Source organism: uncultured Anaerovibrio sp., assembly GCF_947302755.1.
Lineage (GTDB): Bacteria > Bacillota > Negativicutes > Selenomonadales > Selenomonadaceae > Anaerovibrio.
Genome location: NZ_CAMYWM010000003.1, coordinates 40,411 through 56,687, shown reverse-complemented (window position 1 = coordinate 56,687; position 16,277 = coordinate 40,411). Strand labels below are relative to the sequence as shown.

The 16,277-nt window shown below is 46.9% G+C and carries 13 protein-coding genes; 2 read left to right on the top strand and 11 right to left on the bottom strand.

Annotated features, from left to right (window positions below; translation table 11 throughout):
• Positions 1-260 precede the first annotated feature (260 nt).
• Complete coding sequence (locus tag Q0Y54_RS00820) at positions 261-1,073, top strand: Rpn family recombination-promoting nuclease/putative transposase (protein ID WP_297963324.1); 813 nt, start codon at positions 261-263, stop codon at positions 1,071-1,073.
• Between the two features lie 237 nt (positions 1,074-1,310).
• Here Q0Y54_RS00820 and Q0Y54_RS00815 read toward each other — a convergent pair whose 3' ends face one another.
• From Q0Y54_RS00815 to Q0Y54_RS00775, 9 genes are all read right to left on the bottom strand, one after another.
• The gene (locus Q0Y54_RS00815) at positions 1,311-3,221 is read right to left on the bottom strand and encodes a hypothetical protein (protein ID WP_297963322.1); all 1,911 of its coding nucleotides are present in this window, start codon (positions 3,219-3,221) and stop codon (positions 1,311-1,313) included.
• Between the two features lie 636 nt (positions 3,222-3,857).
• The gene (gene purD, locus Q0Y54_RS00810; RefSeq protein ID WP_297963320.1) at positions 3,858-5,138 is read right to left on the bottom strand and encodes a phosphoribosylamine--glycine ligase; all 1,281 of its coding nucleotides are present in this window, start codon (positions 5,136-5,138) and stop codon (positions 3,858-3,860) included.
• Complete coding sequence (locus Q0Y54_RS00805; protein WP_297963318.1) at positions 5,138-5,731, bottom strand: IMP cyclohydrolase; 594 nt, start codon at positions 5,729-5,731, stop codon at positions 5,138-5,140. Before Q0Y54_RS00805 ends, purD begins: the two co-directional genes overlap by 1 nt.
• A gap of 26 nt (positions 5,732-5,757) precedes the next feature.
• Positions 5,758-6,372, bottom strand: coding sequence for a phosphoribosylglycinamide formyltransferase (purN, locus tag Q0Y54_RS00800; RefSeq protein WP_297963316.1), 615 nt, complete (start codon positions 6,370-6,372; stop codon positions 5,758-5,760).
• Entirely contained in the window at positions 6,365-7,417 is a 1,053-nt protein-coding gene (gene purM, locus Q0Y54_RS00795; protein ID WP_297963314.1) for a phosphoribosylformylglycinamidine cyclo-ligase, read from the bottom strand. The genes purN and purM overlap by 8 nt, the downstream gene beginning before the upstream one ends.
• 17 nt (positions 7,418-7,434) lie before the next feature.
• A complete protein-coding gene (purF, locus tag Q0Y54_RS00790) occupies positions 7,435-8,871 on the bottom strand; it encodes an amidophosphoribosyltransferase (protein WP_297963312.1) in 1,437 nt (478 codons plus the stop codon).
• Positions 8,872-8,920: 49 nt separating this feature from the next.
• Positions 8,921-9,637, bottom strand: a complete 717-nt coding sequence (gene purC / locus Q0Y54_RS00785) for a phosphoribosylaminoimidazolesuccinocarboxamide synthase (RefSeq protein ID WP_297963311.1) — start codon at positions 9,635-9,637, stop codon at positions 8,921-8,923.
• A gap of 333 nt (positions 9,638-9,970) precedes the next feature.
• Positions 9,971-10,465: a 5-(carboxyamino)imidazole ribonucleotide mutase gene (purE, locus tag Q0Y54_RS00780; protein WP_297963309.1), complete on the bottom strand. Its 495-nt coding sequence runs from the start codon at positions 10,463-10,465 to the stop codon at positions 9,971-9,973.
• A gap of 146 nt (positions 10,466-10,611) precedes the next feature.
• Complete coding sequence (locus Q0Y54_RS00775; protein WP_297963307.1) at positions 10,612-10,938, bottom strand: hypothetical protein; 327 nt, start codon at positions 10,936-10,938, stop codon at positions 10,612-10,614.
• Between the two features lie 133 nt (positions 10,939-11,071).
• Between Q0Y54_RS00775 and Q0Y54_RS00770 the strand changes: the two genes are divergently transcribed.
• A complete protein-coding gene (locus Q0Y54_RS00770; RefSeq protein ID WP_297963305.1) occupies positions 11,072-11,926 on the top strand; it encodes an AraC family transcriptional regulator in 855 nt (284 codons plus the stop codon).
• 92 nt (positions 11,927-12,018) lie between these two features.
• Here the strand turns inward: Q0Y54_RS00770 and Q0Y54_RS00765 are convergent, their stop codons facing one another.
• Complete coding sequence (locus Q0Y54_RS00765; protein ID WP_297963303.1) at positions 12,019-14,115, bottom strand: methyl-accepting chemotaxis protein; 2,097 nt, start codon at positions 14,113-14,115, stop codon at positions 12,019-12,021.
• A gap of 187 nt (positions 14,116-14,302) precedes the next feature.
• On the bottom strand, positions 14,303-16,261 hold the full coding sequence (gene htpG, locus Q0Y54_RS00760) for a molecular chaperone HtpG (RefSeq protein WP_297963301.1): 1,959 nt from the start codon (positions 16,259-16,261) through the stop codon (positions 14,303-14,305).
• Between the last annotated feature and the right edge of the window lie 16 nt (positions 16,262-16,277).

Sequence of the window (16,277 nt, the reverse complement as noted above, 5' to 3'; positions counted from 1 at the left end):
TAGTTTGTTTTCCCCCACCTAAAGAGGTGGGGGACATCTTAAAGCTCGTTATATACAGTTAACATAAATGTAAAACGGAGCTCCTTTTTGTTATTTATAATTATTTGATAAATATTATTTTCTATTTATTTTATAATGCAAATTTAAGTTTACTGTTTGTTTTATTACACTATAAATGATATAATACCTTTAGTTATTATTTGTTTAATCTCGCATAAAAGCATTAAAATTTATGATATAATAAAGGAGTAGATTATATTATGGGCAATACAAAGAGACACATCAAACCATGGGAAGAACTGACCATTGCTGACGACTACATGTTTAAGCTGGTCATGGGGCATCCCCATATCTGCAAACGGCTTATTGAAAAAATTCTTAAAATCAGGATAAAGCACCTAACATATCTGGAGGATGAAAAAACTCTAAAAGCTCGTTATGATGGCAAAGGCATTCGTTTAGATGTATATGTAGAGGGAGATAACACAATCTACGAAATCGAGATGCAGGTCAGAGACTATGGTGATAAGGAAATGGCCTATCGCGCCAGATATTATCAGGCAATGATTGATGTTGAGGCACTTCCGGCCGGTACAAGGCATTATAATAAACTGAAAAGGTCCTATATCATTTTTATTTGTCCTTTTGATATGTTTGATAAGAAACGGCATATGTACACATTCCGAAGCATCTGCATTCAGGACAAGAGCATTGAGCTTGATGATGGCAGTGCTAAAATCTTTCTCTGTGCTGGCGGCACCATGGATGATGTTTCCCCGGATATAAAGGCTTTTCTCGACTACATAAAGGGGCTGCCGGTCAAGGACGATTTTGTCAGTGAGATAGACGAATATATTCGTGAGGTAAAAACTAACAAAGAGGAAAGGGTGAGCTATATGACCTTTGAGATGAAAATGCAGGAAGCACGTGAAGAGGGACGAGAAGAAGGACGCGAGGAAATGGCCATCAATATGGCTCTTGATATGCTCCGTGACAATAAGCCGGTCGAAGAAATTTCCAAATATACCAAGCTCCCGCCAGAGCGCATACAGGAGCTGCCCAACGATATTTGATGCTTTTACCCGATAACATAAGATAATAAGTGCCAAGGATTTGTTTTTGCCTAAACATTCCTTGGCACTTATTTTGTATTTTATTTTTGGAGGCCAATGTAATACTTTCCTCAAGTATCTAACTATTGTTTTTTCTTCAGCATATCATTTGTATTCATAATAATATATGTCAATGTCCAAAATTACCCATTGTTTTACTCATTGCACTAAAAAAGTGCCCCTATTTGCTTGGGCAAATTACAGCAAATTTATAAAGGTCTCCCTAGTAACCTTATCCAGTGACAAATCCACGTCAACCGGCTCTGACAGCTCATTTACCACCCTGGCTCCGGCCATGCTCAGCACCTCCCTCAGCTTCAGCACCGATACCACCTGGGTTTCCATGGCTTTTACAGCCTGTCTTCCCTTATCATCATCACAGGCCACAATGCTGTTTCCAAAACCGGCCGTCATAAAATAGAAGGCCTTGTTGCCATGTTCATCTGCCGCCAAAAAGCCCAGAAGGGCTTCGCCCCGGTCGATGCTGTTATTGATATTCAGCACCAGCTTATGACAGTTAATCAAATAATCATGATTAACTGCCTCCGGCTCCACATCCCCCACCACAAATTTATATGGTACGGCCTGATGATTGCCGGTATAGCAATTCAAATAAACAGCTGCCCAGTCCTCCTGTACCTGTTCCCCGATGAAGAACGCCTCCGTGGCACCCCCCTTATCCTTGGGGGCATCTGTCATATCACCGGAAAATATAACCTCCTGCAATCTGGTCTGTTGAGTATTCCACCCCAAATAGTACTTATTCGATACATAATGTAAATCCAGATCCACTCGTTCAGAGGGCAAATTTTCCCAATGTATGCCCACAACTATATCCTTACCTAAATTCAGGGCAGAATAAAATGGTACACCACCTACAAAATGCTTTTCACCGGTCGGCATGGCATATTCCACCTTATCAGGGATATAAAATACCTTTCCCTCTACCTTCCTTTTGACCTCCTCCACAATGCTTCCTATTATTGCATCCAGAATTTGTTCATGCTTCTCCGTAAACCTAGGCATCGACGGCAGCTCCCTGGCAAAGGCTGTGCCATTTCTAATCAGATACAGGGCTGACTCCGGCTTTTGCCGACGATATAACAGGCAATTGGCCAATACCACCCTTTTGTATATGGTAACCTTTGAAAGCTCCGCAACAACCTCATCTGTATCGACGGTATCATCCCACGTAATACGCTCCAATACGCCTATATTCTTTACGTATTTACACCGTTCAGAATATTTTCTGGCCCTGTTGATAATGGGTGAAACTGCGGCATCTCCCTTGAAGGCCAGCCACAGTCTTTTATACCGCAAAAACTCGGCAGCCAATGGCTCAATTCCGTTTTGGGCAACAAATCGCTGGAACAATTGGGCCAGCCAGTCCATTTGCCCATTATCCCGCAGCAGCATTATGTGCCTTATGACCGCCTGACTTTTTATCAATAAGCTGTTGCCTGTGGCTTTATACAGCAGCAGGCGCAGAAATTCCTGACCGTTGGCCGGAAGCTGATCCAATTTATCATATAAACGTATCCGTAGCTCCTTGTTAGGAATTTTACTTATATCCATGGACAGCATATCCAGCTCCCCCATAATGATGACCACACTGTCCAATGTTTCCTGGGACAGGGCCATACCGGACATAATTGCCTTCTGCACCCGGTCTTTAATTTCTTCGTTTTCGATAACGTCAATAACCGTAAGCTTTATTGGCTCACCTTCAGGTAAATTCAGCTCTGTAGGTGGTATAAATACCAAATTGCTGTCAACCTTTGCCCCATTGGTCATATCGCCATTTTGCAGATATACGGACATATAGTGGAAAATCTGATGAATCAGCCACTGCTCCGGTGAAGCGTCCCGTACCTCGTGAAAATTCTTGTAAAAGCCCTGATTCATGGCCCACATATCATAGCCAAAATTTTCCCACACAAAATTACAGCTGTCACTATCCTGCAGAGATGGGCAAGCAGCCATTGCTTCAGAGGTTATATATATGCCATGGGCCGTATTTTTTTCATTATCTGGCTGTGCTGAGGCTTTGCCTGTACGGGGCACAGCCCTAAACAAAGTGAGAACAGCTTTTTCATAAGTAGTAAACATACCCAGCACCTCCATAAAATGATAGCTTATTCCGATGGAATTTTAAACTCCACCTGAATTTAGTCGAATTATCCCCATCGCTTTGCGGACGTATCCAAGAGGCAATGCCTATTGGTTAATACGCCCCATAGGAAAGTGTCAGCTATGGGTGATTTACTCCCACCTAAAAGGAGGGAGCATCAGCACCCGTTAGCATTGGAAAACAAGAAACGGTTGCCAACCAGCAACCGCATACCATAAAAAATAGGCGGAAGGTAAGTATTTCCAACCGCCGCCAACGGGGGCAGCGGCTATCTTCATTTAAACAGGAACCTTCTATGCCTAAAAATATCTATCAAACTGTTAGTGCAATTATACTCTTAATTGAGTAAATTGTCCATATATGATAGGGAATAAGCCTCTTTTCACCGGCCACCTCCCACTATCCAAGCCTTTTCCCATTCTTCCTTTACTGGCTTACATAATAATATTAATTCCTGCATAATAACAGTATACAGGAGGCAAACGGAAAATGGTTGCCGCCAAGGAAACCTATGATTATTTTTTGCATACTATAATGTAAAAAGTGCCAGGGAATTGTTTTACGCAAACAATCCTTGGCACTTATTTTTACACTTTATTAAGCTAACAACCCTATTACTTCTTCAAGCGTTCCAAGGCCCAATGGGCAATATCGTGGCGGAAGTGGGCATCCTTGAAATGAATCTTGTCCACAGAGGCGTAGGCAGAATCCACGGCTTCCTTGATGCCGTCCGCCTTAGCCACCACGCCCAATACCCGGCCCCCATTGGTATAGATATGGCCATCCTTTTCAGCCGTACCGGCATGGAACACAATATTGCCGTCAGCCTCAGCCTCCTTTAGGCCAGTTATTTCATCGCCCTTGTTGTAGCTCTTTGGATAGCCGCCGGCCGCCATAACGACGCATACGGCCGCCCCCTTGCTCCACTTCACCTCAGTTTCAGCCAAGGTGCCATCAATACAGGAGAGCATTACCTCCACCAAATCACTTTCCAGAAGGGGCAGCACCACCTGGGTTTCCGGATCGCCAAAGCGGGCGTTAAATTCCACAACCCGCGGCTTGCCGTCAGTCACCATCAGTCCTGCATAAAGGCAGCCCTTATAAAGGCGGCCTTCCTGTTCCATGGCCTTAATGGTTGGGTCAAGAATCAGCCTCTGGGTTTCAGCCAACAGCTCAGGCGTTCCCACGGGAGCAGGGGCATAGGCACCCATACCGCCGGTATTTGGTCCCTGGTCATTGTCGTTGACCCGCTTGTGATCCTGGGAGGGAACCATGGGGATAATGGTCTTGCCATCGGTGAAGCAAAGCACAGAGACCTCCTCACCAGCCATAAATTCTTCAACCACCACCCGGCTTCCGGCACTGCCAAAGGCCCCGTCGCCCATGATCTCGTCAATGGCCCCCAGGGCTTCCTCCAAGGTCATGGCCACGATTACCCCCTTGCCGGCCGCCAGTCCGTCAGCCTTAATAACAATGGGCGCACCCTCAGCTTTAATATATTCCTTGGCGGCGGATGCATCGGTAAACACCTCGTATTTGGCCGTAGGGATATTGTATTTCTTCATAAGCCCCTTGGAAAAGGCCTTGGAGCCCTCGATTTCCGCCGCAGCCTGTACCGGGCCAAAGGCCTTGATACCAGCCGCATTAAAGGCATCCACAGCACCATTGGTCAGGGGTACCTCCGGACCTACCACCACCAGCTCCACATTTTTTTCCTGGGCGAATTTCACCATGGAATCGTTATCGGTAATGGAAATATCCGGAACGCACTGGGCCAAGGAGGCCATACCTGGATTGCCGGGAATGGCGTAGAGCTTGTCAGCCTTGGCACTCTGGCTCAGCTTCCATACCAAGGTGTGCTCCCGTGCGCCACTGCCGATTACTAAAATATTCATTACTTGTTCACCTGCTCCATAAGATAGTTCTGAATACAATCATCATACTCAGAGGTGTGCTTAAAGGCCTCCTGAGCCAGCTCCATACGAAGCATACCGCTTACACAGCCGTTCTTGGCAATCTCCTCAGCCACCTGATCATAACGGCTTGGATTAGTAATAACGGTAACGTACTTAAAGTTCTTGGCGGCTGCCCTAATCATGGCCGGACCACCAATATCAATATTCTCAATAGCCTCAGCCAAAGCAACCTCCGGCTTGGAGATGGTTTCCTTGAATGGGTAGAGATTTACTACAACCATGTCAATAGCAGTAATCTTGTGCTCCTTCATGGCCTGAACGTGATTTGGGTTATCGCGGACGGCCAGAATACCACCGTGAATCATCGGATTCAGGGTCTTTACCCGGCCATCCATAATCTCCGGAAAGCCGGTAACATCACTGACATAGATAACGGGAATGCCCGCATCCTTTATGGCCTTCATGGTGCCGCCGGTGGATACGATTTCCACTCCTGCAGCGTGAAGCTTCTTTGCCAGCTCAACCACACCGGTTTTGTCAGATACACTGATTAATGCGCGTTTGATTTTCATGGTAAAGTCTCCTTTATTATTAAAAATTATTCTTTGATACGTACATGACGCTCGCCCACCAGCTCCAGTCTACCGTCGACATACAGCTCTATAGCCCGTGGATAAAGGATATGCTCCTTTTTCAGCACCCTGGCCGCCAGGGTTTCCTCTGTATCATTCTCCAATACAGGCACCGTATCCTGCAAAATAATAGGGCCATGATCCATTCCCTCATCCACAAAATGAATGGTACAGCCTGATACCTTGGTACCATAGGCCAGCACATCCCGATGGGCGTGGGCTCCGCCAAAGGCTGGCAGCAGAGAGGGATGAATATTTAAAATCTGATGCCGGTATTCCCCTACAAAATATGGGCTTAAAATCCGCATAAAGCCAGCCAGCACCACCAAAGTAACTCCGGCCCCTCTGAGCTCAGCCACCAGCTTTTCCTCAAAGTCCTGCTGATCCTTGCATTCCTTGCGGTTGATGCAGATACTCTTAATGCCATTCTCCCTGGCCACCGTAAGGGCCCGGGCCTCCGGCTTATCCGTCAGCACAATTCCCACCTCGGCCTTAATCTGGCCTGATTTAATTGCCGCCAAAATAGACTGCATATTGGAGCCCCGGCCGGAGCAGAGAATACCTAATATATGCTTACTCATTGAACACGCCGCCTTTGGTAATAACCTGATGATTGCCGGTGGTTACATGGCCAATCTCATATACCGGCTCAGCCTTGGCCTTAAGGTCAGCCTTGATGGCCTCAGCCTCCTCCCGGGACACGATAAGCACCATACCGATACCCATATTAAAGGTACGGTACATTTCCTTCCAATCCACGTTGCCCCACTTCTGCAGGAGCTTGAAAATGGCCGGTACCTCCCAAGCCGTGGTATCCACTACACAGCCCATATTATCAGGCAGGGCACGGGGAATATTTTCATAGAAGCCGCCACCGGTAATATGCACCATGCCGTGAATATCGTATTTCTCTATAAGGGGCAGGCAGGTCTTAGGGTAGAGCCTGGTGGGAGTCAGAAGCTCCTCACCAATGGTTTTGCCAAGCTCCTCAATAAACTCATCCCCCTTGTAGCCCATCTTCTCAAACACGATCTTGCGCACCAGGGAATATCCGTTGGAATGAACCCCGGAGGAGGGCAGGGCCAGCAGCACATCATCAGCCTGCACCCTTTCAGCAGTAATAATCCGTGACTTATCCACCACGCCTACGGCAAAGCCGGCAATATCGTACTCCCCCACCGGATAAAAGCCGCTCATTTCAGCGGTCTCACCGCCAATGAGGGCACAGCCTGACTCCTTGCAGGCATTGGCCACACCCTTTACCACAGCAGCCACCTGCTCCGGATCCAGCTTGCCAACTGCCAGATAATCCAAGAAGTAAAGTGGCTCAGCTCCCTGCACCAGTATATCATTGACGCACATGGCCACAGCATCCTGGCCAATGGTATCATGCCTGTCCAGCATGAAGGCCAACCGAAGCTTAGTTCCTACCCCATCGGTGCCGGAAACCAGCACCGGCTCCTTATATTTGCCGGTATTCAGGGCAAACAGGCCGCCAAAGCCCCCTAAATCCCCCAATACCTCCGGGCGATAGGTTGCCTTAACACTGTCCTTGATAAGCTTTACAGAGTAATTGCCGGCATCAATATCCACACCGGCGTCACGGTAAGTCAGCTTTTCTTCCATTGTAGCCTCCATAAATGTTATTTCTTCTTTTTTCTCGTTTCAAAAATGTATTTATCCACCTCAGCCGGGGACTGGGACTTCTGCTCAATCGGATATCCTCCATTAAAGCAGGCGAAACACATATTTTTTGGATTAAGCAGCGGCACGCATTTTTTTAGTCCCTCCAGAGACAGGAAATGCAGGGAATCAGCCCCTATATATTCCCGGATCTCCTCCACGGACTTAGTAGCCGCAATCAGCTCCTTACGGGCCGAGGTATCAATACCATAGAAGCAGGGGAAGCCAATAGGCGGTGAACTGATAATCATGTGCACCTCCTTGGCACCGGCGTCCCGCAGCATTTTGACGATTTTACCACTGGTGGTTCCCCGCACAATGGAGTCATCAATTACGATTACAGACTTGTCTCTGACCACAGATTTTACGGGATTAAGCTTCAGCTTTACCGCCGTATCCCGCTGCTTTTGACTGGGCTGGATAAAGGTCCGGCCAATGTACCGGTTCTTGATAAGGCCGCTGACATAGGGCAGTCCCGCCTCGTAGGCATAGCCTGAGGCCGCCACATTACCGGAGTCAGGAACGGAAATTACAATATCCCCCTTGCATTTTGCCTCCCTGGCCAGAATTCGGCCCATCTCAAATCGGGATTCGTGAACGCTCTGACCATCAATTACGGAATCTGGACGGGCAAAATATATAAATTCAAAAACGCACATGGAAGGCTTGGCCTTGGCAAAGCGGTGGGATTCCAGACCATTTTCGTCAATAACCACCATTTCACCCGGCTCCACATCCCGGATAAACTCCGCCCCCACCACGTCCAGGCCGCAGCTTTCAGAGCTGAGGACATAGCCCCCGTCCTCCAGGCGGCCGATACATAACGGGCGGAAGCCCTGGGGATCCCTGGCACCAATCAGCTTATCCTCAGTCATTATAGTAAGGCAGTAGGCACCCTTGATTTTCTTTAGACTATCAATGATTTTTTCTTCGATGGTAACCTTTCTGGAACGGGCAATCAGGTTGACAAACACCTCTGAATCAATGGTGGTCTGAAAGATGGTACCGTTTTCCTCCAGCTTTTTGCGGATTTCACCGGCATTGGTGAGATTACCGTTATGGGCCAGGGCAATCTTGCCGCCGGAATAGGAAACCATTAGTGGCTGAGTATTGGCCAACAGGCTTGAACCGGTAGTGGAGTACCGGACATGGCCAACGGCAATATACTGATTTTCCATTTGAGGTATCTGATGACGAAATACCTCACGAACCAGGCCCATGCCCCGGCTCACATCCATCCAGGCTCCATCCGTCACAGCAATACCGGTGCTTTCCTGACCGCGATGCTGCAAGGCAATAAGCCCATAATAAGTCAATTCGGAGACATTGAAGCTGCGGGAGTAGACGCCAAAAACGCCGCACTCCTCCTTCATCTTGTCTTCTTCAAAATCAATCACTATACAATCATTCCTATCTCAAATATAAAATCAAACCCTATATCAGCTTTTAGCGAACCTCGCCGGTTAATCTCTTAAGGATTTCCTTGTATGCATCCTCCACATTGCCCAGGTCGCGACGGAAACGATCCTTGTCCAGCTTTTCCTTGGTTACAGAATCCCAGAAGCGGCAGTTGTCCGGAGAAATCTCATCTGCCAAAATAATTTTGCCATCCTTATCGCGGCCAAATTCCAGCTTAAAGTCAATGAGATCAATATTCTTGGTCTTGAGATAATCAACCATAATCTTATTGATCTTCAATGCCTGAGCCTCAATTTCATCCAGCTCCTGGGCAGAAGCCAGCTTGCAGGCCAGTACATGATAACGGTTAACCATTGGGTCACCCAAATCATCATTCTTGTAGCAAAGCTCAATAACCGGCATGGACATAGGAGTTCCCTCCTCCAGGCCAAGCCGCTTGGCCAGGCTGCCGGCAGCCACATTACGGATAATAACCTCCAATGGAACGATATCCAGCTTCTTAATCAATACGTTACGGTCATCCATAACCTCAATAACGTGATTGCTGATACCCTCTTTTGCCAACAAATCAAAGAAGAACATGGTAATCTTGTTGTTCATGATACCCTTATCCACAATTGTACCCTTCTTTGCACCATTACCGGCAGTAGCATCATCCTTGTAGTAGCAAATCAGCTGGTCCGGATTGTCAGTAGCGTACAAAATCTTTGCTTTGCCTTCGTAGATTGCGTTCTTCTTTTCCATTGTTTAAATTACCTCCAATTTAAATAAAACATATGAATATATAACAAGCCCTCCATTCCCTGTACGGGATTGGGTCAGGCAAGCTGACGGTGAGGTGTGTCCCTGCTTGTTGAATGAGACTTATTCAGCGGTATATTTATACGCCCACTGAATGCAGCCAAATTAATCCAGGGCTTTGCGGACGTATCCAAGAGGCAAAGCCTATTGGTTAATACGTCCCATGCGAAAGTGTCCTGCAAAGCAAGACCATGGTCTTAGCTGAGCAGCTGACACTGACCGCTATGGGTGCTTTCCACCTAAGAGAAGGGAGACTGAGCACCCCTTCGCGTGGGGTTAAGCCTTGTTGAGCTGCTGCTCCACACGCTTGGCCTTTGCTTCAACATCGGAAACCATTTTTTCTCTGTATTTAACCAGCTTATCCTTTATATCGTCATCGGAAAGGGCAAAAATTTCGGCAATAAAAATGGCGGCGTTTTTTGCTCCGTTAATAGCCATAGTAGCCACAGGTATGCCCGAAGGCATCTGAACAGTACTAAGCAATGCATCCATGCCGTTCAAGGAAGTAGCATTTATAGGTACTCCAATAACCGGCAGGGTAGTATAACTCGCAATAACGCCACCTAAGTGTGCTGCAGCCCCCGCTGCTGATATGAATGCTCCCACACCTCGTTCAGGTGCAGTAGACACTATTTCTTTAACCTTGGCCGGGGTACGATGAGCCGATGCCACAGTAACCTCTGACTCAATGCCAAACTGCTTTAAAAGCTCATAGGCCGGCTTCAGGATTGGCCAATCTGAATCGCTTCCCATAATAATGGATGCTTTCATTTAGTTCTCAACTCCTCTGTTAAAAAAAACATGACAGACGACAACTTACCCATACAATATATCATCAAAAATAAAACACTGTCAACGAAAAGGAGCCCATTATCTCCTTTGTCAACAGTGTTTCAATTAGTTTAAATTGATTGGTATTAACATGCAGCCTTAATAGGTGACTTTTCTACTAAAATCCTGCCCAAATAATAATCAGTTAAATGGTATTCACGATCATGACTGCCTGCCGAAATCATTCGCGCTGCCCTAAAATCATCCATATCAGGAACCACATTCTGACCGGCAGCATTGTAGATGGCAATGACCATGCCGTTAACCAAATCCATGAATACTACCTTATCGGCCCCTACACCATGGCGGAAGGAAGCCAGCTTACGGATGGACTCGCCGTTCATCAGGGATTCCCGGTAGTCCATTACCAGGTATTTCAAGTTATTTATATCCAAGCCATATACAATCTGCATAGCCATTACCTCCTTAGCTTTGATGGTTTTATTATAACAGGCACATTTTACATAAAATATGAAAATATTGCTGTTTATATTGTAAAAAATGCTATAATGTATAGGAAATATTACAGAACTGTGAGGTACTCCTATGACTGCTTATGAAAAGAAGGGCTTCCTGCACCAGCATTTTCGTATCTTTCACCTAAAGGATACTGCCATGAAGGAAATCCCCTTTCACTATCACGACTTTCATAAAATCATTATATTTATAGACGGTGAAGGCCAGTACATCATTGAAGGAAAAAGCTATCCGCTGAAGCCAAGGGATATCCTCTTTGTCAGTGCCGGGGAAATTCATCGCCCCGTTACCTATCCCGGCAAATTGTACGAGCGCATCGTTATATATGTGTCCCAGGAATTTCTGACCCATTGGAATACCACCACCTGGGAGGAGTCGAAAAACGACCTGTCGGAGTGCTTTAGGCTGGCCCGGAGCACCTCCAGTGTTATGCATATGCCCAAGGGGACAGAGCATGACCTGCTGTTCCACATGAAAAAGCTTGAGCGGGTGGATAAGGGTGAGGGCTTTGCCAACCAGCTATATACTGAAATTCTCTTTATTGAATTCATGATTTTACTGAACCGGGCCCTCCAAAGCAATCAGCTGGACAAGCTGCACGACGCCACCTATGACCCAAAAATTCAGCTGGTACTGGAATATATCAATTCCCATCTGGAGGAGGAGCTGACTGTGGATCTGCTGGCTGATACGGCCTTTGTCAGCAAATACCACCTAATGCGAAAATTCAAGGCGGAAACCGGCTACAGTGTCCATCAGTATATTACCAGCAAGCGCCTGCTGTTGGCCAGGGAGCTGCTCACCACCACCAGCCAATCCATTACAGATATCTGCTTCCAATGCGGCTTCCGGGATTATTCTTCCTTCTCCCGGGAATTTAAAAAGCATTTCAGGGTTTCGGCCAGAAAATTTCGTCAGGAATAATTTTGCACTTAAAAGCCCCCGGCTTTCTCCTAATCAGGATAAAAGCCGAGGGCTTAATTTAATACCTCATCATGGCTGACAACGGAAATTCATTAGTTCCTTAGCCTGAAATTACTTACTGCCTCACGGAGGCTATCAGCTATTTCAGATTGCTGCTTGCTGATATCCGTAACATCACTGACGGAATCAGATACGTCATTAACTGCATCGGTAACCTGAATTGTAAGGGCAGCCGTGGACTGGGCCGAATTGGCTATCTGGGCTATAGCCTTATTAACCTGCTCCATGGTTCCATTTACATTGCTGCTGGTTTCAGCAATCTTTTGGGAAACTGCCCGGAAGGTTTCCGCATCAGCTCCGTATTGCTCAGCCACCTTGGTAAACTCAATATATTGAGGAGCCACAGTCTCATTCAGGAACTTCAATATCTGTTCCGCATCGCTGGACAGCGTTGCCACAGCACTCTGAACTGCATTTATATTTTGCTGGATTTCCTCCACTGTATCAGCCGTTTCCTTGGCCAGCTTGCCAATTTCCATGGCCACTACAGTAAAGCCACGGCCCGACTCACCGGCACTGGCTGCCTCTATGGAGGCATTCAGGGACAGGAGATTTATTTGCTTGGCAATACCGGAAATAGTGGCTGCCATGGTTCCCACCTGCTCCACCGTCTTCGATTGTTCAATGGATGCGGCCAGCTTGGCACTAAACTCCTTTGCCAGCTTTTCCGCTGAAAGACTGGCCTCTGTAGAGTTTTTCTCTACCTCCTTGGCTCTGACGCGAATTTCTTCTGCCTGCTTAAGGGCATGTGTTGCCTCACCGGACAATACATTGGCAGCTTCGCTTACGCTGTCCACCGAAGCATTGACCTCTTCTGTTGCCGAGCTGGCATTCATCATTGCCTCATTTATGGACGACATCTTCTGCTGGATAATATCCATTCTGGCATTAAGCTTATCGGCGGACGTTCCCAGGGTGCTGCTTGACTCGCTCATGCTGCCTGAATGGTCGGAAATCATCTTAATAACATTCTTGGTCTGACGGTACATCCGATTAATCGCGTTGCCCAACCGGCCGATTTCATCATTGGACTTTGCTGTAACCTCAGAACGGGCATAATTACCATCTGCCAGATCCTCAGCAAACTTTTGGTCTACCCCAATCCGGGTGGCATAGCCTGAAACGGTATAATAAGCCGCAAACATCAGCAGCAACAGTACCACAAAAGCAATGCCTGCCAAGGTAAGCAGCAGGCCATAGGCTCCGGCATACAGATCGCTCTTGGAAATAACCACACCAAGATGCCAGTTTATATCCGGTACAGTCTGATAATAAACGATCATGGTATCCCCATTTTCGCTTTCAAACTCCGTCCTGCCATCCTGGGTTGCAGAAACCATCTCCTTCATAGCCGCTGCCAGCGATGGATTGGATTCATTGATGGCGTTAGTTTCACCGTTCAGCTTTGCCTCATCCACACCGGCAATATAGGTACCATTTTCCGAGGTCAGGATGGCATAGCCCTTGCCATTAATATGAATCTTCTTCACCATTTCCGCAATGGAGGCCAATGAGATATCAAGGGTTACATTACCAATATATTGTCCTGCTTTCCCCTCTGAATACATAGGTGCTGAATAGGTTACCATCATGATTTTTGCCGCCGGATCATAATATGGCTCCGTAAGGGCTGCATCACCATGCTTGGCGGCCTTGCCCAGCTTGTACCAGTCGGTTGGTATGTAGTCACCGCTTTCCTGTACATAATTAAAGGAGGTCTTTAGGGTGCCGTTATCCCGGAAGACAAAGGGACATACATACATATCCGTTGGTCTGTAGGCGAAGGGCTCAAACCAAACGCCGCCGCCATTGGCCATTTCCTCATCATTTAAGGACTTCACAAGGTCGTTGGCCAATTCCTGCTGGGACTCCTTCAGATAATCGTACTCCATGGCTGCGCCCATATTCTCACAGATAAGCTTCATACGGCTCAGGCGCTCATGAATATCAAAAGCATTGGCCTTAATGGTCTGATTGGTACTGTGTTCTGTCAGCTCAGAAATGTTACCAAAGGAATTGTAACCTGCCAAGGCCGTGATAATTATAAGCCCTATCACAATAGGCGGAAGCAACGATAGGCACATTTTTAACTTGACGCTACGGAATTTACCGGAAAATTCATCCTGCATAATACCACCCCTAATCATTTTTTATTTCTCTATTCAACTATTCGACAGGAAATATTTTTTTCCTTTTTTAAACCCAAAAAAACTCCCACAACCAATATATTGTATCCAACACTGGGGGAGCCGGAGCTCCCCCATGAATAAGACTCATGCTATTGGTCATGGGAATTTGTTACTAAAAAGCTAGGTATTACTTGGCCATAAGCTCAGCAATCTTGTTGGCAAAGTCCACCGGGTTGTCAGGCATAATCCCTTCGATGATAAGGGCCTGGGTATACAGCAGATCGCAATAATCCTTAAAGTCCTGGCTGTCCTTGCCGGCAGAATGCAGGTTCTGCAGCCGGGTAAACAGGGCATGATGTGGATTAATCTCCAAAATACGCTTTGCCTTGAACATTGGATTATCCATAGCGGCGAAGGTGTGCTCCATGGACAGGGATGGTCCCTGGGCATCAGCCACCAGGCATACGGCACTGGACTTCAGACGGGCACTGACCTTAACCTCAGCCACCTTGTCGCCAAGAGCCTCCTTAATATCCTTAATCAGGTCGTCATTGGTCTTGGCCAGCTCCTCAGTTTCCTTCTTAACCTCCTGGGATTCAGCATCATCCAAATCCAGGTCACCGCGGCTGATGGACTGGAATTCCTTGTCAGCATAGGTACGGATAGCCTCAATGGCAAATTCGTCCACCGGATCAAGGAGATAGAGAACCTCAATTCCCTTTTCCTTCAACAGCTCCATCTGAGGCAGCTTTTCAATAGTAGCCTGGTCGGTACCGGTAGCATAATAAATCTTTTTCTGGCTTTCCGGCATACGCTCCACATATTCCTTCAGGGAAACGTTCTTCCCCTCCTTGGAGGATACAAAGAGCAGCAGCTCCTTCAGCTTGTTGATAATATCATTACCGGTAAACATGCTGTTATAAATACCAATCTTTAAGGACTTACCAAATTCGGCCCAGAACTTCTCATAGCCCTCACGATCCTTGCTGAGCTTCCTTTCCAGGGACTTTAATATGGTCTTTTCCATATTTTTGCCGATGGTCTTGAGCTCACGGCTCTGCTGCAGCAGCTCACGGGAAATATTCAGGGACAAATCCGGAGAATCCACCAAGCCCTTGACAAAGCCCAGATAATCAGGCAGCAGGTCCTTGCACTTGTCCATTATAAATACGTGACGGGAATACAGCTGAATGCCTGGCTCATAATCGGTGTGATAAAGGTTAAATGGGGCCTTGGAGGGGATATACAGAAGTGAGGTATACTCCACAGTGCCCTCGGCCTTGTTATGGAAGACCTCCATTGGCTCATCCCACTCATGGAACTGGGTCTTTAGGAACTTACTGTACTCCTCCTTGGTAATGTCGGACTTATTCTTGGTCCACAGTGGCTGCATGGAATTAAGGGTACGGACCTCGGTCTTCTTGATCTTCTCGGCCCCCTCTATTTCCTTGCCCTCTTCATCCCGGGGAGCTTCCTCAGTCTCAAAATTCATCTTGATAGGATAACGGACATAGTCGGAATACTTCTTTACCAAATTCTGGATATTCCAATTGTCAGTGAAATTTTCCTCAGCATTATCACCGTAGAAGTCCTTCCCCAGGGTAATGGTAATGGTGGTACCCCTGGTCTCCTTCTCACATTCCTCCATGGTGTAGGAGCCGTCACCGGTTGACTCCCAACGCACAGCCCTCTGCTCCCCGGCCTTACGGGTTACTACAGTAACCTTTTCAGCCACCATAAAGGCTGAATAAAAGCCTACGCCAAACTGTCCAATCAGATTTTCACTGATTTCCAAATTACCGGCCTGCTCCTTTTCCTGCTTTAGCTGCTCCAAAAAGGCCTTGGTGCCGGACTTGGCAATGGTACCCAGGTTTTCCACCACCTCATCCTTATTCATACCAATACCATTATCGGAAATGGTCAGGGTGTGGCTGTCCTTGTCAGGTACCAAAAAAATCTCATAATCCTCATTTCCCTCCAAAATATCCTTATTGGTCAGGGAAGCAAAATGCAGCTTGTCAATTGCGTCAGAGGCGTTGGAAATCAGCTCACGGAGAAATATCTCGTGATTTGTATAGATGCTGTGAATCATCAAATTCAGCAGCTGTTTGGTTTCCGCCTGAAATTCATGGGTTTCTTTTGCCATTGTAAAGACTCCTTTA